The organism is Streptomyces sp. NBC_00667, assembly GCF_036226825.1.
Classification (GTDB): Bacteria; Actinomycetota; Actinomycetes; order Streptomycetales; family Streptomycetaceae; genus Streptomyces.
The window spans coordinates 1543751-1562383 of the sequence record NZ_CP109022.1; the positions used below are offsets into that span (position 1 = coordinate 1543751).

Here is an 18633-nt window from a genome sequence, read left to right on the forward strand (position 1 = left end):
CCGCGGACCGCACCACCTGTAACGAGGAGGGATCACCAGGGCTACGAGCGTATGAGCGCATTCACTCTTCTCAGTGGAATCCGCACACCTTCCCGATTCCCGGGCGTTAGGCGTTGTCGATGAATCGGTCCAGTACGCGAACGCCGAACCTCAGCCCGTCCAGCGGGACCCGCTCGTCCACTCCGTGGAACATTCCGGCGAAGTCCAGCTCGGGCGGCAGCTGGAGCGGGGCGAAGCCGAAGCAGCGGATGCCCAGGTCGTCGAAGGACTTGGCGTCCGTGCCGCCCGAGAGCATGTACGGGACCGCCCGGGCGATCGGGTCCTCCGCCTTGAGGGCGCCCTGCATGGCGTCGACGAGCTTCCCGTCGAAGTCCGTCTCCAGCGCCTTGTCGGCATGTACGTCCTCCCGCTTCACGCGCGGGCCGAGGATCCGGTCGAGGTCGGCGAAGAACTCGTCCTCGTAGCCCGGCAGGAAACGGCCGTCGACGTGCGCGGTGGCCTGGCCGGGGATCACGTTGACCTTGTAGCCGGCGCCCAGCATCGTCGGGGCCGCCGAATTGCGCAGCGTTGCGCCGACCATCTTGGCGATACCGCCGAGCTTGGCGAGCGTGGCGTCCATGTTGTCGGGGTCGAGCGGGGTTCCGAGGGCGTCCGAGAGTTCGTCGAGGAACGACCGCACGGTCTTGGTCACGCGCACCGGCCACTGGTGGCGTCCGAGCCGTCCCACGGCCTCGCACAGCTCGGTGATCGCGTTGTCGTTGTTGGTCATGGAACCGTGGCCGGCCGTGCCGTCCACGGTGAGCCGCATCCAGTGCATGCCCTTCTGGGCGGTCTCCACCAGGTAGAGGCGCAGGTTCTCGTTGACGGTGAACGAAAAGCCGCCGACCTCGCCGATCGCCTCGGTGACGCCCTCGAAGAGGCCGGGGTGCTTGTCCACGAGGTGCCGGGCACCGTAGACACCGCCGGCCTCCTCGTCGGCGAGGAAGGCGAGGACGATGTCCCGCGGGGGCTTGCGGCCGCTGCGCATGCGGTCGCGTACGACGGCCAGCGTCATCGCGTCCATGTCCTTCATGTCGACGGCGCCGCGCCCCCACAGGCACCCGTCGGCGATCTCGCCGGCGAAGGGGTCGTACGTCCAGTCGGCCGCGTTGGCGGGGACCACGTCGGTGTGCCCGTGGATCAGCAGCGCCGGGCGCGAAGGGTCCTCGCCCTCGATGCGCGCGACCGTCGAGGCCCGCCCCTTGTGCGACTCGATGATCTGAGGTTCCAGCCCGACCTCGGCCAGCTTCTCCGCGACCCACTCGGCCGCCTTGCGCTCGCCGGGGCCCGAGTGGTCCCCGTAGTTGCTGGTGTCGATCCGGATGAGGTCCCGGCAGAGGTCCACGACCTCGTCCTCACCGGAGACGGTCCTGCCCGCGCTCGACTCGCTCACGTGTTCCTCCCACTGATCAGTACCGGCTGCCGTCCCATCCTCCCGCTCCGGGGCGCTCTCCCCAAGGGCGGAGCCCGGTCACCCGGTGGGAGCCTCACGGGTGACCGGGGGGTGTGATCGGGCACCCCGGAATGTTTGGTAATGTTTTCCACGTCGGAACGGCCCGCGAGGGACGCGAGACAGACACCTTGTCCGGGTGGCGGAATGGCAGACGCGCTAGCTTGAGGTGCTAGTGCCCTTTATCGGGCGTGGGGGTTCAAGTCCCCCCTCGGACACCACTGAGAGAACCCCACTTCGTGTGGGGTTCTCTGCGTTTGCGGCCGGTTGGCGCGGGCGTGGCTTCATCGTGACGCCGGTACGGAGAAGGACCCCGCCGAGGCGGGGTCCTTCTCCGTACCGGGCCGGGGGGGGTCAGTCGCGGGCGGCGGCGAGGGCGGCGACGCGGCCGCGGACCAGGAACCAGCCGCCGACCAGGGCCGCGGCGATGGCCGGGACGAAGAGGACCGTGGTGCGGCCCACTCCGCCGTCGCACCACATCAGGACCAGCACGGTCAGCAGGAACGCCAGCGTGACGAGCTGCGTGTACGGGGCCCAGGGCAGCCGGTAGGACGGGCGTTCCACGCGGCCCTGCTTCGCCCGGCGCCAGAAGTGCAGCGAGCAGAGCATGACCATCGCCCAGGTGCCGAGGATGCCGAGGGAGGCGAAGTTCAGGACGATCTCGAAGGCGTCCTTGGGCATGTAGGCGTTCAGGGCGACGCCGGCGACACCGAAGGCCGCCGTGAACAGGACGCCGCCGTAGGGGACCTTGCCCTTGTTCATCACGCCGGTGAATTTGGGGGCGGAGCCGGACATGGCCATCGAGCGCAGGATGCGGCCGGTGGAGTAGAGGCCGGAGTTCAGGCTGGAGAGGGCCGCGGTCAGCACGACCAGGTTCATGACGCCGGCGGCGCCGGGGACGCCCAGCTTGTCGAAGACGGTGACGAAGGGGCTCTGATCTGCCGAGTACGAGGTGTACGGGAGCAGCAGCGCGAGCAGGACGACGGAGCCGACGTAGAACAGGCCCACGCGCCACATGATCGAGTTGATCGCCTTCGGCATGATCTTCTCGGGGTTCTCGGTCTCGCCGGCGGCGACTCCGCACAGTTCGACGGAGGCGTACGCGAAGACGACGCCCTGGATGACCAGGAGCATCGGGACCATGCCAACGGGGAAGATCCCGCCGTTGTCGGTGATCGAGGAGAGGCCCGGGGTGTGGCCGTCGATGGGGTGGCTGGTGGCGACGAGGTAGATGCCGACGGCCAGGAAGACGACCAGGGCGGCGACCTTGACCAGGGAGAACCAGAACTCCATCTCGCCGAAGTACTTCACCGAGATCAGGTTCGCGGTGAGGACGACGGCGAGGGCGATGAAGGCGAGGACCCACTGGGGGACGTCGGTGAACATCGCCCAGAAGTGGGCGTAGGTCGCGGCGGCGGTGATGTCGGCGACGGTGGTGGTCGACCAGTTCAGGAAGTACAGCCAGCCGGCCGCGTAGGCGCCCTTCTCCCCCATGAACTCGCGCGCGTAGCTGACGAAGGCGCCGGAGGACGGGCGGTAGAGGACGAGCTCGCCGAGGGCCCGCACCACGAAGAACGCGAAGATCCCGCACACCGCGTAGGCGATCGCGAGGGAGGGCCCGGCGCCGGCCAGGCGGCCCCCGGCGCCGAGGAACAGGCCGGTGCCTATCGCCCCGCCGATGGCGATCATGTTGATGTGGCGGGACTTGAGGTCCTTGCTGTAGCCCTCGTCGCCGGCGTCGACGTGCGGGGAAGACGGCGGGCTGGGGGCCTTGGCCAAGGTGCTGTCACTCATGTGATGACTTCGCCTTCGTGGGTGGGACAGGCAGGTCCCCGGCCGCCACGCAGGGGAGCTGGGTGGTCTCACCTGTGCCGCGGTCCGGAGGGTTGGTGGCCCCAGGAGACCATGAGGCTCCGCTGCCCGCCAAAAACGCGTTCATGAGCACGGAAGCCCCCGGCGACCATGGAAAGGGGCGCCAGGGGCCTCGTAGGGGCTTGAAAGCAGGGTGAGGGGGTCAGCCGCGGGGGGTTGATTCCGCCGCCTGGTCGAGACGGAAGGCCTCGTTGCCCAAGCCGATCCGGGCGTGCGCCTCGGGGCGGCGGGAGCGGAGCACCAGGCCGTGCACGAGGCCGGCGAGCGCGGCGACGGCGATGAGGGCGGGCAGGGCCCAGCTGAGCGCGGAGCCCTCCTCGGCGCCGACCAGGACGGCGAAGTCCTTGACGGTGTAGACGGCGATGAACAGCAGCGCGAGGCCCGCGGCGCCGGCCGCGACGAGCCGCCACACCTGGGCGGCCGCGGTGCCCCGGCGGACGAAGAAGGCGATCACGGCGAAGGAGGCGGTGGCCATGAGAAGGGTCACGCCGAGGGCGCCGACGCTGCCCATCCAGGTGAACAGGTGCAGGACGGGCGCGGTGGGGTCGCCGGCCGGCATGTCGTCGGTCAGGGCGAAGGCGATGACGACGACGGCGGCGATGCCGGTCTGGAGGAGCGAGCCGGTGGCGGGGGCGCCGGTACCGGGGTTGGTGCGGCCGAAGGGGGCCGGGAGGAGACCCTCTCGGCCCATGGCGAAGGCGTAGCGGGCGACCACGTTGTGGAAGCTGAGCATGGCCGCGAACATGCCGGTGACGAACAGGACGTGCAGGACGTCGGTGAAGGCGGTGCCCAGGCGGCTCTCGGTGAGCTGGAAGAGCAGGCCGGGACCGGCGTCGGCGGCGGCCTTGACCACCTGGCCGGGACCGGTGGCGACGGTGAGGGCCCAGGCGCTGAGGGCGAAGAAGAGGGCGACGAAGCCGACGGCGAGGAACATGACGCGGGAGACGACGATGTGCGGCTTGCTGGTCTCCTCGGCGTAGACCGGCGACTGCTCGAAGCCGACGAAGGCGGCGATGCAGAAGCACAGGGCGGTGCCGAGACCGGCCCCGCTGAGCGTCGAAGGGTCGAAGGCGTGCAGCGAGAGGCCTTCGGCGCCGGGCTTGCCGAGGGCGGCGAGGTCGAAGACGACGACGAGGGCGCATTCGATCAGGAGCAGGACGCCGAGCACCTTGGCGTTGAGGTCGATCTTGAGCCAGCCGAGTGCGCCGGTCGCCGCGACCGCGATCAGGGCCGGGATCCACCAGGCGAGCTCGACGTCGAGGTAGGTGGCGAAGAGGCCGGAGATCTCGAAGCCGAGGATGCCGTAGACGCCGACCTGCATGGCGCTGTAGGCGACGAGGGCGACGAAGGAGGCCGCCGAGCCGGCGGTGGGGCCGAGGCCGCGGGCGATGTAGGCGTAGAAGGCGCCGGCGTTGTGGACGTGGCGGCTCATCTCGGAGTAGCCGACGCTGAACAGGGCGAGGACGGCGCCGAGGACGACGTACAGCAGGGGCTGGCCGACGATGCCCATGACGCCGAAGATCGTCGGCATGACGCCGGCCACGACCATCAGGGGCGCGCTGGCGGCGAGTACGGAGAGCAGCAGACCGGCGGTGCCGAGCCGGTCGGCGCGCAGGGCCCGGTCCTGGCCCTTGTAGGTCCGTATCTCGGCCGGGTCGGTGAGCGTGGTGGATCTGCCCGTCGGCATGGCGGGGTGTCCTTTCGGGGGAAGGGCGGGGGCGCGGGGCGGTGCGGTGGGGCGGCGTGCCTGGAACGGGGTGCGTCAAGCAGTGCCGAGTGCGGCGCTGCGCGCGGCGAGGAAGGCCTTGTGCGGGTCGAGGTCGGGGTAGGACCAGGGGGCGCGGGTGGCGTGGCTGCCGATGCGGTGGAAGAGGGCGGCGGCCTCGGCGGGGCGGCCTTCGCAGAGCTTGGCGTGGGCCAGGAAGTTGAGGTCGACCCGGTTGCGGGGGTGGTCCTCGCGCTCCCATTCGAGCCACCAGTCGAAGGCCGAGCGGAGCACTTGGCGGGCGCGGCGGCCGGACCAGTGCGCGGCGGCCGCGCCGGGGCTGCGGCCGTGGACGGCGGCGAGGACGCGGTAGCGCTCGGCGTGGGCGATGACGGGGAGCACGGCGAGCGGTGAGTCGGCCGGGGATTCCTCGGCGGCCCAGGCGGCGAAGTCGTAGACCTCGTGGAGCGGGTCGTACCCGACGGCGGGGTTGCGCTCGGCGAGCTTGGCGACCATGAGGTGGTGGGCGTGGTGGTGCTCCCGGTGGCGGGCCCGCACCTGGTCGAAGTGGCGGCTGAACTCCTCTTCGGTGCCGAAGGCGCGCGAGAGCATGAGCAGGCCGAGCCAGGGGGTGGGGTCGGCGGGGAGCAGTGCGGCGGCCCGGCGGCAGGCCTCGTCGGCGGCCTCGGGCGTGCCCTTGCGGCGCAGTGCGGTGAACACGGCGGCGCAGGCGAGGAGCGTGGCGGCGTCGGCGCTCTCGGGTTCGGCGAGCAGCCATTCCCGGGCCCAGGCGTTGGCGGCCGGGGTCTGGGCGAGGACGACGACGCGGTGGCCGCGGCGGTCCCAGTCGTCGCCGGTGCCGACGAGGAGGGAGCGGGCCTTGGACCACCGGCCTTGGGTGAACTGGGCGCGGACGTCGACGAGTTCCGCGTCACAGAGGGCGGGGTCGAAGAGCTGGGCGTCCCGCTTGCGGGCGCGGCCGAGGGGCGGCGGAGGCGGGGACATCCGCGGTTTCCCTCCTGGACACGGACGCGGGTGGACGGCGTGCGGGCAGCACGCGCGGGGACGGTGCGGGTGGTGCGGGTGGTGCATTGCGGTGCCGGTGGCACCGGTGGGGCGGGCACTGCGGCCGGATCACGCCGGTCCGGGACCGGATGATCACGCACAGCAAACCGGTGAGCACAGCTCCGCGTCAAGGTCCAGCCCGGCGCGTGGCGGGTTTCAACTGCTCCGGCGAAGGCCTGGGTTGAGGCTGTTGTGCCGGTTTGACCGCACCACGGCGGCGGCCATGGGGAGCCGTCGACGGGTGTCCGCGTGACGAGCGGCGACGGCCTTCCCCGGACCGGTCCGGCCTCCCGGAACCGCACCGCAGAAGGGCCCCGGCAGCCGCGCCGACCTGCGCGGACAGCGCCACGGCGCGGGCGCGGTGTGCGTACCGCTCCGAGGAACGCGCAGCGCCCGTCGCGGGGCCGCCGACGCCGGGAGGGGGCTCCTGCGGCTGTCCACGGGCTGTCCGAGAGGTGACGGGCGCGGAAGGACCGGTGCCGAGGGGCCAGGGACCGGCACACGCGGGGGGCGGATGCGGGAGCCGGGCGTCAGTGGCCGAATGGCGCTACCGGCCCGCCGCTCCGCTCAGCCCACCGCCTCGGCCGCGGCACGGCCCGCCGCGCGGCCCGAGAAGACGCAGCCGCCGAGGAAAGTGCCTTCGAGGGCGCGGTACCCGTGCACGCCGCCGCCGCCGAAGCCGGCCGCCTCGCCGGCCGCGTACACGCCGGGAAGCGGCTCGCCGTCGCCGGTCAGTACGCGGGAGGAGAGGTCCGTCTCCAGGCCGCCGAGGGACTTGCGGGTCAGGACGGACAGCCGGACGGCGATCAGCGGGCCGGCCTTCGGGTCCAGGATGCGGTGCGGCGCGGCGGTACGGATCAGCCGGTCGCCCAAGTACCTGCGCGCTCCGTGGATCGCCGTGACCTGGGCGTCCTTGGAGAACGGGTTCGCCATCTCCCGGTCCCGGGCCACGACCGCCTCGCGGACGGTCGCCTCGTCGAGCAGGTTCTCCTTGGTGACGGCGTTCATGCCGCGTACCAGGGCGGCTAGGTCACGTTCGACGACGAAGTCCGCACCGCGGTCCATGAAGGCCTTGACCGGCCCCGGTACGGCCCGGCGGGCGCGGTCGATGACGTCGCGCACCGACTTGCCCGTCAGGTCGGGGTTCTGCTCCGAGCCGGAGAGGCCGAACTCCTTGCCGATGATGCGCTGGTTGAGCACGAACCAGGTGTGGTCGTGGCCGGTCCCCATGATGTGGTCGAGGGTGCCGAGCGTGTCGAAGCCGGGGAAGAGCGGCACGGGCAGCCGCTTGCCGGTGGCGTCGAGCCAGAGCGAGGACGGGCCGGGCAGGATGCGGATCCCGTGCCGGGCCCAGATCGGGTCCCAGTTCTCGATGCCTTCGGTGTAGTGCCACATCCGGTCCTTGTTGATGTGGCTGGCGCCCGCTTCCTCGGCGATGCCGAGCATGAGGCCGTCGACGTGGGCGGGGACCCCGGACAGCATCCGCTCGGGCGGGGTGCCGAGCCGGGCCGGCCACTGGGCGCGGACGAGGTCGTGGTTGCCGCCGATGCCCCCGCTGGTGACGATCACCGCCTGGGCCCGCAGGGAGAAGGTGCCGGTGCTCTCGCGGCCGCTCGCGCGGCCCCGCGGCACGTCGGAGGGTTCCAGGACCTCGCCGCTGACGGTGTCCACCGTGCCGGCCGTACGGGAGAGGCCGGTGACACGGTGGCGGAACCGCAGCTCGACCAGGCCGCGGGCCGCTCCGGCGCGCACCCGGCGTTCGAACGGGGCCACCAGGCCGGGGCCGGTGCCCCAGGTGATGTGGAAGCGGGGCACGGAGTTGCCGTGCCCGCCCGCGTCGTAGCCGCCGCGTTCGGCCCAGCCGACGACGGGGAAGAAGCGGACGCCCCGGGCGTGCAGCCAGGGGCGTTTCTCCCCGGCCGCGAAGTCGACGTAGGCCTCGGCCCAGCGGCGCGGCCAGGCGTCCTGCGTGCCGTCGAAGCCGGCGGTGCCGAGCCAGTCCTGGAGGGCGAGGTCGCGGCTGTCCTTGATCCGCATCCGGCGCTGTTCGGGCGAGTCGACGAAGAAGAGGCCACCGAAGGACCAGTGCGCCTGACCGCCGATCGACTGCTCGGGTTCCTGGTCGAGCAGGATGACCTTGCGGCCCGCGTCGACGAGCTCGGCGGTGGCCACGAGACCCGCGAGCCCGGCTCCGATCACGATCACGTCTGCGTCGTACGTCATGCGCTGCCGTCCTCCGTCGGTGGTGGGGCAGATCCTTTGCTACGGATCGGTAACCCGTCAACAGGGGTGTTGGATGAATCGTGTGGGCGCTGCAGACGAGGTACTGGACGTGGTGGACCGGGACGACCGGGTGACGGGGCGGGCGCCGCGCGGGGAGGTGTACGCCCGCGGGCTGATCCACCGGTGCGTGTTCGTACGGGTGACGGACGCGCAGGGGCGCGTCTTCGTACACCGCAGGACCGCCTCGAAGCTGGTGTTCCCCTCGCACTACGACATGTTCGTGGGCGGGGTGCTGGGCACCGGGGAGGACTACGCGCGGGCGGCGCTGCGGGAGGCCGAGGAGGAGCTGGGGGTGCACGGGCTGGAGCAGCCGCGGCCGTTGTTCAAGTTCCTCTACGAGGGGCCGGGCGGCTCCTGGTGGTCGTACGTGCACGAGGTGCGGTGCGGGCTGCCGGTGCGTCCGCAGGAGTCGGAGGTGGCCTGGCACGCGTGGCTCTCCGAGGAGGAACTGGCGCAGCGGGTGGCGGAGGGCGCCTGGGCGTGGGTGCCGGACGGGCTTGAGGCCTACCGGCGGCTGCGCGCGCACGAGGGGTGGCCAGTAGATTGACCGGGTGATCGATTTGGTCAAGGACGTGCGCCTGTGGTTCTCCCCCCAGCGCTTGAAGGAGGAGGGCCAGACACCGGACTACCGGTTCTCGCTGGCCAACGAGCGGACGTTCCTGGCCTGGGTCCGGACCGCGCTGGCGCTGGTGGGCGGCGGGTTCGCGGTCGACCAGTTCCTGACGGACCTGCGGTGGGGGGTGCGCGTCGGGATGGCCCTCGCGCTGCTCGCGGTGGGGGCGGCCTGTGCGCTGCGGGCGGTGAACCACTGGGTGCGGTGCGAGCGGGCGATGCGGCGGGGTGCGGACCTGCCGGTGTCCCGGTTCCCGGTGGTGCTGGGCCTGGGGGTGGGGCTGGTCGCGGGGGCGATGGTGGTGGTCGTCCTGCTGGGCCTGACGAACCCGCGGTGAGGGCGGTGCCGGGGCCGGACGAGGGGCGTGACGCGGGGCTCCAGCCGGAGCGGACCCGGCTGGCGTGGCGGCGTACGACGCTGGCCTGTGCGGTGACGGCGGTCCTCGCGCTGCGCCAGGCGCTGCGCGGGTCGGGGTCGGTGCTGGAGGTGGGTGGGGCGGCTCTGATCGCGCTGGTCTGGCTGGTGTTCCTGGGCGTGGCGCACCGGCGGATCCGGGAGCTGGAGGCCTATCGTCCGCCGGTGCTGGCGCCGCGGGTGGCGCTGGGGGCGGTGCTGTGCACGGTGGCGCTGGCGGTGTTCGCCATGACGGTGATCACATGATCGGACGGCCGGATGATCCGCCTTCTCCGCGCCACAGAGGGCATAACGGCCATACAGGGATGATCGGGGCTAGCCTCGGCGCCATGACGACCCTCCACCAGGAACACCTCCTGCACGAGCACGCCCACGCCCCCGGCTGCGGCCACCCGCAGGTGCCCCACGGCGACCACGTCGACTACGCGCACGACGGCCACCTGCACCGGGAGCACGCGGGGCACTGGGACGAGTGCGAGACGCAGGGACACGCGGCGCACGAGGACCACGACCATGCGCACGGACCGGCCTGCGGTCACGAGGCCGTCCCGCACGGCGACCACGTGGACTACCTGCACGACGGCCACCGGCACGCCGAGCACGACGGGCACTACGACGACCACTGACGCCCCGGCAGACCCCGCCCTCCCCCGGCGCCGTCACGACTGGCAGGATGCTGACCGCCTGTCAAGCGACCCGGGGAGAGCGCCGATGACCATCGACGAGCCGTACCTCGTCCAGCCCGCGACCGGGGTGTACGCCTACGTCCAGCCCGACGGCGGGTGGTGCCTGAACAACGCCGGCTTCGTCAGCGACGGCGGCCGGACGCTGCTCATCGACACCGCCGCCACCGAGCGCCGGGCGCTGGCCCTGCGGGACGCGGTCGTGGCGGCCGGGGTGCCGCTGCCCCGCACGGTGGTGAACACCCACCACCACGGCGACCACACCTACGGCAACGGCGTGTTCGTCCCCGAGGCGCTGGTCCTCGGCCACGACAACGCGCGCTCCGAGCAGCTCGCCGCCGGGCACCAGCTGGAGATGATCTGGCCCGCGACCGACTTCGGCACCATAGAGATCACCGCGCCCTCCCTCACCTACAGCGACCGGATGACCCTGCACGTCGGGGAGACCGAGGTCCAGGTCATCCACCCGGGCGTCGCGCACACCACCGGGGACTCCGTCGTCTGGCTGCCCCGCCGGCGGGTCGTTTTCACGGGGGACCTCGTCTTCGCCGAGGGCACGCCGTTCCTGGCGATGGGCTCCCTCGCCGGGTCGCTTCGGGCGCTGGAGCTGCTGCGCTCGCTCGGCGCGGAGACCGTCGTACCGGGCCACGGGCCGCTGACCGACCCGTCGGCGTACGACGCCACCGAGCGGTATCTGCGCCACGTCGCCGAACTCGCCCGGGAGGGCGTGGCGAAGGGTCTGACGCCGCTGGAGGTCGCGCGCGGGGCCGACCTGGGCGAATTCGCGGCCTGGCGGGAGAGCGAGCGGCTGGTGGCGAACCTGCACCGGGCCTACGCGGAGCTGGCCGGGGAGCCCGAAGGGGCGCCGCTGGACATCATGGCCGTACTCAAGGACATGACGGTGATGAACGGCGGGACGCCGATACTCTGCCACGCCTGAGTCGGCCGGGCCGGGGGGGCCTCCCCCGGAGGATTTCCCGGCCCGGGGCACTGGACGGCATACCGACTGGTCGGCATGATGGCTTCCGTTCGCCATACCCCGTCCACTCCGGATGAAGTCCGCTCCGGACGGAGTCCGCTCCGCATGGAGGTGCGCCGCATGACCCCAGCACCAGCCTCGCCGCAGTCCGGCCCGAAGGGCCTGGACCTGGACCGGCTGCGCGGCCACCTCGACGCGGCCCGGCCCGGGCTCGTGGCCGGGGAGCTGAGCGGCCGGCTGATCGAGGGCGGCCGGTCGAACCTCACGTACGTGATCACCGACGGGTCCACCCGCTGGGTCGTGCGGCGTCCGCCCCTGGGCCACGTACTGGCCACCGCGCACGACATGCGGCGCGAGCACCGGGTGATCCAGGCCCTGCACGGGACGGCCGTACCGGTGCCCGAGCCGCTGTTGCTCTGCGAGGACGAGTCGGTGCTCGGAGCGCCGTTCTACGTCATGGAGTTCGTGGAGGGGGTCCCGTACCGGACGGCCGACCAGCTCGCCGTCCTCGGCCCCGACCGCACCCGGCGGGCCGTCCTCGGCCTGGTGGACACCCTGGTCGACCTGCACGCGGTGGACCCGGCGGCGGTCGGCCTGGGCGACTTCGGCCGTCCCGAGGGCTTCCTCGACCGGCAGTTGCGCCGCTGGGGCAAGCAGCTCGCGGCCTCCCGGGGCCGGGACCTCCCCGGCATCGACGCACTGCACGGCGCGCTCGGCCGGGCCCTGCCCGACTCCCCGGCCCCCACCGTGGTCCACGGGGACTTCCGGCTCGACAACGTGCTCATCGGCGGCCCGGACGACACCATCCGGGCGGTGCTGGACTGGGAGATGTCCACGCTCGGAGATCCGCTGACCGACCTCGGGCTGCTCGTCATGTACAGCGCCGACCTCGGCATGGCCGACTCCCCCGTCAGCACGACGAGCGGCGCGCCCGGCCACCCCTCGCCGGCCGAACTGATCGAGCGCTACGCCGCCCGCTCGGGCCGGGACACCGGGGCGATCGCCTGGTACACGGCGTTCGCCTGGTTCAAGCTCGCGGTGATCCTCGAAGGCATCCACTACCGCTTCACGCTCGGCCAGACCGTCGGCGCGGGCTTCGACCGGATCGGCGAACTGGTCCCGGTCTTCATCGAACACGGCCTGAACACCCTCCAGGAAGGCTGAGCCACCCATGGACTTCGCATTCGACGCCCGTACCGAGGAACTCCGCGAACGGCTCACGACGTTCATGGAGGAGTACGTCTACCCGGCGGAACCCGTCGCCGCCGAGCAGCGCGCACGGCTGGCCTCGCCCTGGGACACCCCGGCCGTCTTCGGTGAACTGAAGGCCGAGGCGCGCCGTCAGGGCCTGTGGAACCTCTTCCTTCCCGACAGTGAGCACGGCGCCGGGCTGACCAACCTCCAGTACGCCCCCCTGGCGGAGATCACCGGCCGCAGTCCGCACCTGGCGCCGATGGCGACCAACTGCGCCGCCCCGGACACCGGGAACATGGAGCTGCTCGCACAGTTCGCGAGCGAGGAACAGAAGAAGCAGTGGCTGGAACCGCTGCTGGCCGGGGAGATCCGGTCGGCCTTCGCGATGACCGAGCCCGAGGTGGCCTCCTCGGACGCCACCAACGTGGAGACCCGCATCGAGCGCTCCGCACAGGGTGACGAGTATGTGGTCACCGGCCGCAAGTGGTACATCTCGGGCGCCATGAACCCCGACTGCAAGGTCTTCATCGTCATGGGCAAGACCGACCCGGACGCCGCGGACCCCCGTCGCCAGCAGTCGATGATCCTGGTGCCGCGGGACGCTCCGGGCGTGGAGGTCCGGCGCGCGATGCGGGTGTACGGGTACGAGGACCACGACCACGGAGGTCACGCCGAGGTGGTCTTCGACGGGGCCCGAGTCCCGGCGGCGAACCTGATCGGCGAGGAGGGTTCCGGCTTCGCCATCGCCCAGGCCCGGCTCGGGCCGGGCCGGATCCACCACTGCATGCGGCTGATCGGCATGGCCGAGCGGGCCATCGAGCTGATGTGCCGGCGTGCGCTCGGCCGCACCGCCTTCGGCAAGGAGCTGGCCGCGCAGGGCGTGGTGCAGAACTGGATCGCGGACGCCCGGGTCACCGTCGAGCAGCTGCGCCTGCTGGTCCTCAAGACGGCCTGGCTGATGGACACGGTCGGCAACCGGGGGGCGCACACCGAGATCCAGGCCATCAAGATCGCGACCCCGCGCGCGGTGGTGCGCATCCTGGACGACGCGGTGCAGCTGCACGGCGCGGGCGGGGTGAGCCAGGACTTCCCGCTGGCCGAACTGTGGGCGGCGGCGCGGACCCTGCGGCTCGCGGACGGCCCGGACGAGGTGCACCAGCGGTCCCTGGCCCGGCGCGAGCTGAAGCAGTACATGTAGCCCCCGGCGGAACGCGGAGAACGGCGAGCCGAGCCCCCGGGGCCGGGGCCAGGGCCGCGGTCAGGGCCAGGGCCAGGGCCGAGGCCAGGGCCAGGGCCAGGGCCAGGGCCAGGGCCGAGGCCGAGGCCAGGGCCAGGGCCGAGGCCAGGGCAAGACCGAGCTGGAGGACGCGCCCGGGGCTGAGTCCCGGGACCGCGGCCGCGCCCCCCGTGACCGGGACGTCCTGCCGCTCGGCTACCCCCTCTCCGCGGCCGTGGCTGCGGCCTCGGCCACCACCCCGGCCGGGCTGCCCGACGCCACGTCGATGACCTCGTCCAGCACCTCGCGGGACCGGACCAGATCGGCGATCAACCGGTCGATCCGGTCCCGTTCCGTCCTCAGCTCGGCGACGAGCGCGGGGGTGGCCCGTACGTTCGGCCCGCCGTCCGTATCGCGCATGCACGGCAGGATCTGCGCGATCTTCACGCTGTGCAGGCCCGCCGCGTAGAGTTCCTGGATGCGGATGACCCGGTCGACCGCCCGCTCCGCGTAGTCGCGGTGGCCGCCGGGCGTCCGGTCGCAGACCAGCAGCCCCTGCTTCTCGTAGTAGCGCAGCGAGCGCTCACTGACCCCGGTGCGCGCCGCCAGTTCACCGATCCGCATGCCCCGCCCCCGCCGTCTCCGGACTTGAATCTGACACCGGTGTCAGCTTTTAGGTTACGGGCATGACGCACACGCAGCAGGTCCTTCCCACCGTTTCCCGCCTCTTCGAGTCCGCCGCCCTCGGCGCCCTGGAACTCCCCAACCGCCTGGTGATGGCGCCCCTCACCCGCCACCGGGCCGGCGCCGACGGGGTGCCCGGGGAGCCGATGGCCGTCCACTACGCGCAGCGCGCCACGGCCGGTCTGATCATCGCCGAGGGCACCGCGCCGAGCGCCGTGGGGCAGGCGTACCCGCACATTCCGGGCATCCACACCGCGGAGCAGATCGCCGGCTGGCGGAGGGTCACCGACGCGGTGCGCGCGGGCGCCGACGGCCGGGGCGGCGGCGCGGCGATGTTCCTCCAGCTCGAACACGGCGGCCGGGTCGGCCACCCCGAGACCAGCGGGCACGTCCCGCTCGCGCCGTCCGCCGTACGGCTCCCCGAGCAGCTGCACACCCCCAGCGGGGTGCGGGACTCCGTGACTCCCCGCGCGATGACGGGCGAGGACGTCCGTTCCACCCTCGTCGGCTTCGCGGCCGCCGCCCGCAATGCGGTCGAGGCCGGTTTCGCGGGGGTGGAGGTGCACGCCGCCAACGGGTTCCTGCCCCACCAGTTCCTGGCGCAGGGCACCAACCTGCGGACCGACGAGTGGGGCGGCCCGGTGGAGAACCGGATCCGGTTCGCCGTCGAGGCGGTCCGGGCCGCCGCCGAGGCCATCGGCCGGGAGCGGGTCGGCATACGGATCTCGCCCGGAGTGAACGTCAACGGCATCGAGGAGGGCGACACCAGGGAGATCTATCCGGCGCTGCTGGCGGCCCTGGCGGAGATCGGCCCGGTCTACCTGCACGTCCTCTACACCGCCGAGGAGCGGCACCGGCTCCCGGCGCACCGCAAGGCGTGGCCGGGCGCGCTGATCGCCAACCAGCTCCTCTCCCGTGAGCAGTTCGAGGCCGACGGCGGCAAGAGGGTGGCCGAGGGGCTGCTGGCCGAGGGCGCCGACCTGGTGTCGCTGGGCCGGGGCTTCCTCGCCAACCCCGACTTCGTGGAACGCCTGCGGGTGGACGCCCCGCTCAACGAGCTCCGCCCCGAGTTCCTGATGCACGTACAGGGGGCGGAGGGGTACAACGACTACCCGGCGCTCGCCACCGCGTCGGTGTGACCGGCCGCCACGGGCGGGCCGCTACGGGCGCAGCGCGCGCAGCAGCAGGTCCGCCAGGTGGTCGGCGACCTGCTGCGGCGTGAGCGGGCCGTCGGCGCGGTACCAGGTGGACAGGTGGTGCACGGACCCGAAGTGGTAGTCCACCACCAGGTCGGCGGGCGTGGCGCCGGAGAACACGCCCGTGCGCTGGCCCTCTTCGACCAGCGCGCGGAAGCGCTCGTGGTAGCGCCGGCGCTCGGCGCGGACCTGCTTGGACTTCTCCCGGCTGAGCTGGTGCATCGAGCGGAAGAAGATGGCCGCGTCGTCGAGGTTCTCGATGGTGGTGACGACCACGTCGGCGGCCGCGGCCCGCAGCCGCTCCTCGACCGGCGCGCCGGAATCGGCGATCGCGTCGAGGCGCTGTTGCTGGAGGCGCAGCATCCGCGCGTACACCTCGTGCAGCAGGTCGTCCTTGGAGCCGAAGTAGTGGTAGAGCGCGCCCTTGGTGACCCCGGCCGCCTCCACGATCTCCTGGACGGAGGTGCGGTCGTAGCCGCGTTCGGCGAACAGCCGGGTGGCGACGGCCAGCAGCCGCTGCGGCACGGGGGTCTCCCGGGCGCCGCCCTCCGGCTCCGTGGTGGTTCTGGCGGCCATGGCGCTCGCCTTCCTCTCTGTTCCCTCGCCTGTCAGGGCGTCGTACGACCGTCCGACTGTTTTCAGCCGCGCTCGCGCAGTTCCCGTCGCAGGATCTTGCCACTGGTCGTCTTCGGAAGGACAGGCAGGATCTCCACCTGGCGCGGGTACTTGTACGCGGCGATGCGTTCGGCGCAGTACGCGGACAGTTCCCCGGGCTCGGCCGAGGTGCCGGGACGCAGGCTGACGTACGCCTTGACGCTCTCCCCGCGGTAGGGGTCGGGTACCCCGACCACGGCCGCCTCGCGGACGGCGGGGTGGGTGTAGAGCACGTCCTCGACCTCGCGCGGCCAGACCTTGAAGCCGGAGGCGTTGATCATGTCCTTCTTGCGGTCGACCACGTAGAGCCAGCCGTCACGGTCCATGAAGCCGACGTCGCCGGTGCGCAGTTCGCCGTCCGGGAACGCCTTGGCGGTGTCGTCGGGCAGCCCCCAGTAGCCGGGCACGACCTGGGGGCCGCGGACGGCTATCTCGCCGCTCTCGCCGAAGGGGACTTCGGCCCCGTGCTCGTCGAGGATGCGGACCACCGTGTCGGCGCCGGGGACGCCGACCGACAGGGTGCCGGAGACGGGGTCGACGGGGGCTTCGAGGTGGGGCGGTACGGAGGCGCAGGGGGCGGTGCACTCGGTGAGCCCGTAGCCGTTGCGCAGGTAGAAACCGAAGTCGGCGCGCAGGCGTTCGACGAGGGCGGGCGGGAGCGGGGCGCCGCCGGAGGAGATCACCCGGAAGGACGCGAAGTGGTCCGGGGTGGCGTCGGGGTGGGCGGCGAGGGCCATGAAGGCGGTGGCCGGGCCGACGGTGTAGGCGGGGCGGTGTTCGAGGAAGGCGTCGAGGACGGCGCCCGCGTCGAAGCGGTGGGCGAGGGCGAGGGTGCCGGCGTTGGTGAAGCAGGCGGCGAGCTCGCAGACGAGGCCGGTGATGTGGAAGAGCGGGGCCAGCGCGAAGTAGACGGCGCCTTCGGGGACGGGGTGGCCGGTGACCTGGCGGACGGCGTTGTAGCTGAGGGCGCCGTGCGGGTTCATGGCGCCCTTGGGGGTGCCGGAGGTCCCGGAGGTGTAGCTGATGAGGGCGGTGTCGGCGGCGGCGGGGCCGGGGTCCGGCGGCGCGGGGTGGCCCTGGCGGGCGACGGTGACGAGGTCGGCGACGGTGGCGGGGTCGTCGGCGGCGTCGGGCGCGGTGGCCCCGGGTCCGTGGGCGGCGCCGGGTCCGTGGGCGGCGCCGGCCCGGTCGGGGCGGTCCGGGTGGCTCTGGCGCGGGATCGCGGGGAGGGCGGCGGACGGGCCCGCCGCCTCGGCGGCCGGCCGCGGGTCCCGGCCGGGCGTGAGGACCCGTACGTCGTCGCGGGTCTGGAAGTCGGTGTCGTGCGCGGTCAGGACGGTGTGTACGGCGCTGTCCCGGGCGGCCCCGCGCAGGTACGCCGGCCAGGCGCGGGCGTCGCAGACCAGAGCGCTGGCCCCGGAGTCGCGCAGGATGTGCCCGACCTCCCCCGACTTGTACATGGGGTTGAGGGGGACGACGACCGCCCCGGCCTTCCAGGCGGCCAGCACGGCGAGCACGAAGTGCGGGGTGTTCTGGAGCATGACCGCGACGCGGTCCCCGCGGCGGACTCCCCGCGCGGCCAGGTGTCCGGCGACCGCGTCGGAGAGGGCGTCGGTCTCGGCGTAGGAGAGCCGGCCGTCGAAGTAGGCGATCGCCGGGTGGCGTGGGGCGCGGGCGACGGCCGCCCGGAAGGCGTGCAGCACGCTGGGCGGGGGCGTGACGGGGGCCCGCTGGGCGGCGGTGAGACGGCCCAGCCAGGGCCGGTCGGCGTAGCGGGGATTCGGGGTCACCGTGCCTCCCATTTCTGCTGGAGGTGGTTCATGCCGGTCAGCCAGCGGTCGGGTCCGGTGGCGCGGGCCGCGTAGTAGTCGGCCACCTCCGGGTGCGGGAGGATCAAGAACCGGCCCTTCTCCATGCCGTCGAACAGGGCGTCCGCGACCGCTTCCGGCTCGATCGCGGTCGGCGCGAGGACGAGCTCGCCCGCCGTTCCCGAGGCGGTCAGCATGTCCGTGCGCACCCCCTGCGGGCAGATCGCGTGGACCTCGACGCCACGGTGGCGGTAGGTCAGCGAGAGCCATTCCGCGAAGGCGAGGGCGCCGTGCTTGGTGACACTGTACGGGGCCGCCCCGATCATGGTCAGCAGCCCGGCGGCGGAGACGGTGGACACGAAGCGGCCGCTCCCGCGCTCCAGCCAGTGCGGCAGCAGGGCGCGGGCGGCGCGGACGTGCGCCATGACGTTGACATCCCAGGCGGCCTCCCAGATGCCCTCGTCGGCGAAGGCGTCGCCGCCCGAGGCGAGTCCGGCGTTGGCGCAGTACACGTCGACGCTCCCGCCGAGGGCCTCGCGGGCCTGCTCGATGACGGCCGATGCGTCTCCGGGCACCGCGAGGGCCCGGGCGCCGATCCCGTCCGCCACGGAGGCGGCCTTGACCGGGTCGAGGTCGTTGACCACGACGGTGGCCCCCTCGGCGGCGAAGCGGCGGGCGAGGGCCGCGCCGATGCCGCCGCCCGCGCCGGTGACGACGACTCGCTGGTCCTGGTACGCGCTCACAGGGATGCCTTTCGACGCTGACGGACGGATCCGGA

The 18633-nt window shown here is 72.7% G+C and carries 17 protein-coding genes and 1 tRNA gene; 9 read left to right on the forward strand and 9 right to left on the reverse strand.

The annotated features are described in order from the left end of the window. Nucleotides 1-106: 106 nt before the first annotated feature. Complete coding sequence (locus tag OHA81_RS07435) at nucleotides 107-1432, reverse strand: M20/M25/M40 family metallo-hydrolase (protein WP_329193927.1); 1326 nt, start codon at nucleotides 1430-1432, stop codon at nucleotides 107-109. Between the two features lie 190 nt (nucleotides 1433-1622). On the opposite strand from OHA81_RS07435, the gene OHA81_RS07440 reads away from it, so the two are divergent. Further along, nucleotides 1623-1710: transfer RNA gene (locus OHA81_RS07440), tRNA-Leu, on the forward strand. Between the two features lie 133 nt (nucleotides 1711-1843). On the opposite strand, the gene OHA81_RS07445 is transcribed toward OHA81_RS07440, so the two are convergent. From OHA81_RS07445 to OHA81_RS07460, 4 genes are all read right to left on the reverse strand, one after another. Then, nucleotides 1844-3283, reverse strand: coding sequence for an amino acid permease (locus tag OHA81_RS07445; protein WP_329193929.1), 1440 nt, complete (start codon nucleotides 3281-3283; stop codon nucleotides 1844-1846). A gap of 220 nt (nucleotides 3284-3503) precedes the next feature. Beyond that, nucleotides 3504-5048 carry an APC family permease gene (locus OHA81_RS07450; protein WP_329193931.1) on the reverse strand — a complete coding sequence of 515 codons (1545 nt, stop codon included), beginning with the start codon at nucleotides 5046-5048 and terminating at the stop codon, nucleotides 3504-3506. Nucleotides 5049-5123: 75 nt separating this feature from the next. Then, entirely contained in the window at nucleotides 5124-6071 is a 948-nt protein-coding gene (locus OHA81_RS07455; RefSeq protein ID WP_329193933.1) for a hypothetical protein, read from the reverse strand. A gap of 627 nt (nucleotides 6072-6698) precedes the next feature. Further along, entirely contained in the window at nucleotides 6699-8354 is a 1656-nt protein-coding gene (locus OHA81_RS07460) for an FAD-binding dehydrogenase (protein WP_329193935.1), read from the reverse strand. Nucleotides 8355-8427: 73 nt separating this feature from the next. Between OHA81_RS07460 and OHA81_RS07465 the strand changes: the two genes are divergently transcribed. From OHA81_RS07465 to OHA81_RS07495, 7 genes are all read left to right on the forward strand, one after another. Then, nucleotides 8428-8961 carry an NUDIX hydrolase gene (locus OHA81_RS07465; protein WP_329193938.1) on the forward strand — a complete coding sequence of 178 codons (534 nt, stop codon included), beginning with the start codon at nucleotides 8428-8430 and terminating at the stop codon, nucleotides 8959-8961. A 4-nt stretch (nucleotides 8962-8965) separates the two neighbouring features. Next, nucleotides 8966-9364, forward strand: coding sequence for a YidH family protein (locus OHA81_RS07470; RefSeq protein WP_329193940.1), 399 nt, complete (start codon nucleotides 8966-8968; stop codon nucleotides 9362-9364). After that, the gene (locus tag OHA81_RS07475; RefSeq protein WP_329193942.1) at nucleotides 9361-9687 is read left to right on the forward strand and encodes a DUF202 domain-containing protein; all 327 of its coding nucleotides are present in this window, start codon (nucleotides 9361-9363) and stop codon (nucleotides 9685-9687) included. Before OHA81_RS07470 ends, OHA81_RS07475 begins: the two co-directional genes overlap by 4 nt. 83 nt (nucleotides 9688-9770) lie before the next feature. After that, nucleotides 9771-10067: a hypothetical protein gene (locus tag OHA81_RS07480; RefSeq protein ID WP_329193944.1), complete on the forward strand. Its 297-nt coding sequence runs from the start codon at nucleotides 9771-9773 to the stop codon at nucleotides 10065-10067. A gap of 85 nt (nucleotides 10068-10152) precedes the next feature. Beyond that, nucleotides 10153-11064, forward strand: coding sequence for an MBL fold metallo-hydrolase (locus OHA81_RS07485; RefSeq protein ID WP_329193946.1), 912 nt, complete (start codon nucleotides 10153-10155; stop codon nucleotides 11062-11064). A 159-nt stretch (nucleotides 11065-11223) separates the two neighbouring features. Next, nucleotides 11224-12267 (forward strand): phosphotransferase family protein, encoded by a 1044-nt coding sequence (locus OHA81_RS07490; RefSeq protein WP_329193948.1) that lies wholly within the window; start codon nucleotides 11224-11226, stop codon nucleotides 12265-12267. A gap of 7 nt (nucleotides 12268-12274) precedes the next feature. Next, on the forward strand, nucleotides 12275-13495 hold the full coding sequence (locus tag OHA81_RS07495; protein ID WP_329193949.1) for an acyl-CoA dehydrogenase family protein: 1221 nt from the start codon (nucleotides 12275-12277) through the stop codon (nucleotides 13493-13495). A gap of 234 nt (nucleotides 13496-13729) precedes the next feature. Here OHA81_RS07495 and OHA81_RS07500 read toward each other — a convergent pair whose 3' ends face one another. Continuing rightward, nucleotides 13730-14137, reverse strand: a complete 408-nt coding sequence (locus tag OHA81_RS07500; RefSeq protein ID WP_329193951.1) for a MerR family transcriptional regulator — start codon at nucleotides 14135-14137, stop codon at nucleotides 13730-13732. 62 nt (nucleotides 14138-14199) lie between these two features. Between OHA81_RS07500 and OHA81_RS07505 the strand changes: the two genes are divergently transcribed. After that, a complete protein-coding gene (locus tag OHA81_RS07505; protein ID WP_329193953.1) occupies nucleotides 14200-15336 on the forward strand; it encodes an oxidoreductase in 1137 nt (378 codons plus the stop codon). A 21-nt stretch (nucleotides 15337-15357) separates the two neighbouring features. Here OHA81_RS07505 and OHA81_RS07510 read toward each other — a convergent pair whose 3' ends face one another. The 3 genes from OHA81_RS07510 to OHA81_RS07520 form a co-directional block, all read right to left on the reverse strand. Then, the gene (locus tag OHA81_RS07510) at nucleotides 15358-15969 is read right to left on the reverse strand and encodes a TetR/AcrR family transcriptional regulator (RefSeq protein ID WP_329193954.1); all 612 of its coding nucleotides are present in this window, start codon (nucleotides 15967-15969) and stop codon (nucleotides 15358-15360) included. 62 nt (nucleotides 15970-16031) lie between these two features. After that, nucleotides 16032-17849, reverse strand: a complete 1818-nt coding sequence (locus tag OHA81_RS07515) for a class I adenylate-forming enzyme family protein (protein ID WP_443056464.1) — start codon at nucleotides 17847-17849, stop codon at nucleotides 16032-16034. Next, nucleotides 17834-18598 (reverse strand): SDR family oxidoreductase, encoded by a 765-nt coding sequence (locus tag OHA81_RS07520; protein ID WP_443056465.1) that lies wholly within the window; start codon nucleotides 18596-18598, stop codon nucleotides 17834-17836. Before OHA81_RS07520 ends, OHA81_RS07515 begins: the two co-directional genes overlap by 16 nt. Nucleotides 18599-18633 lie beyond the last annotated feature (35 nt).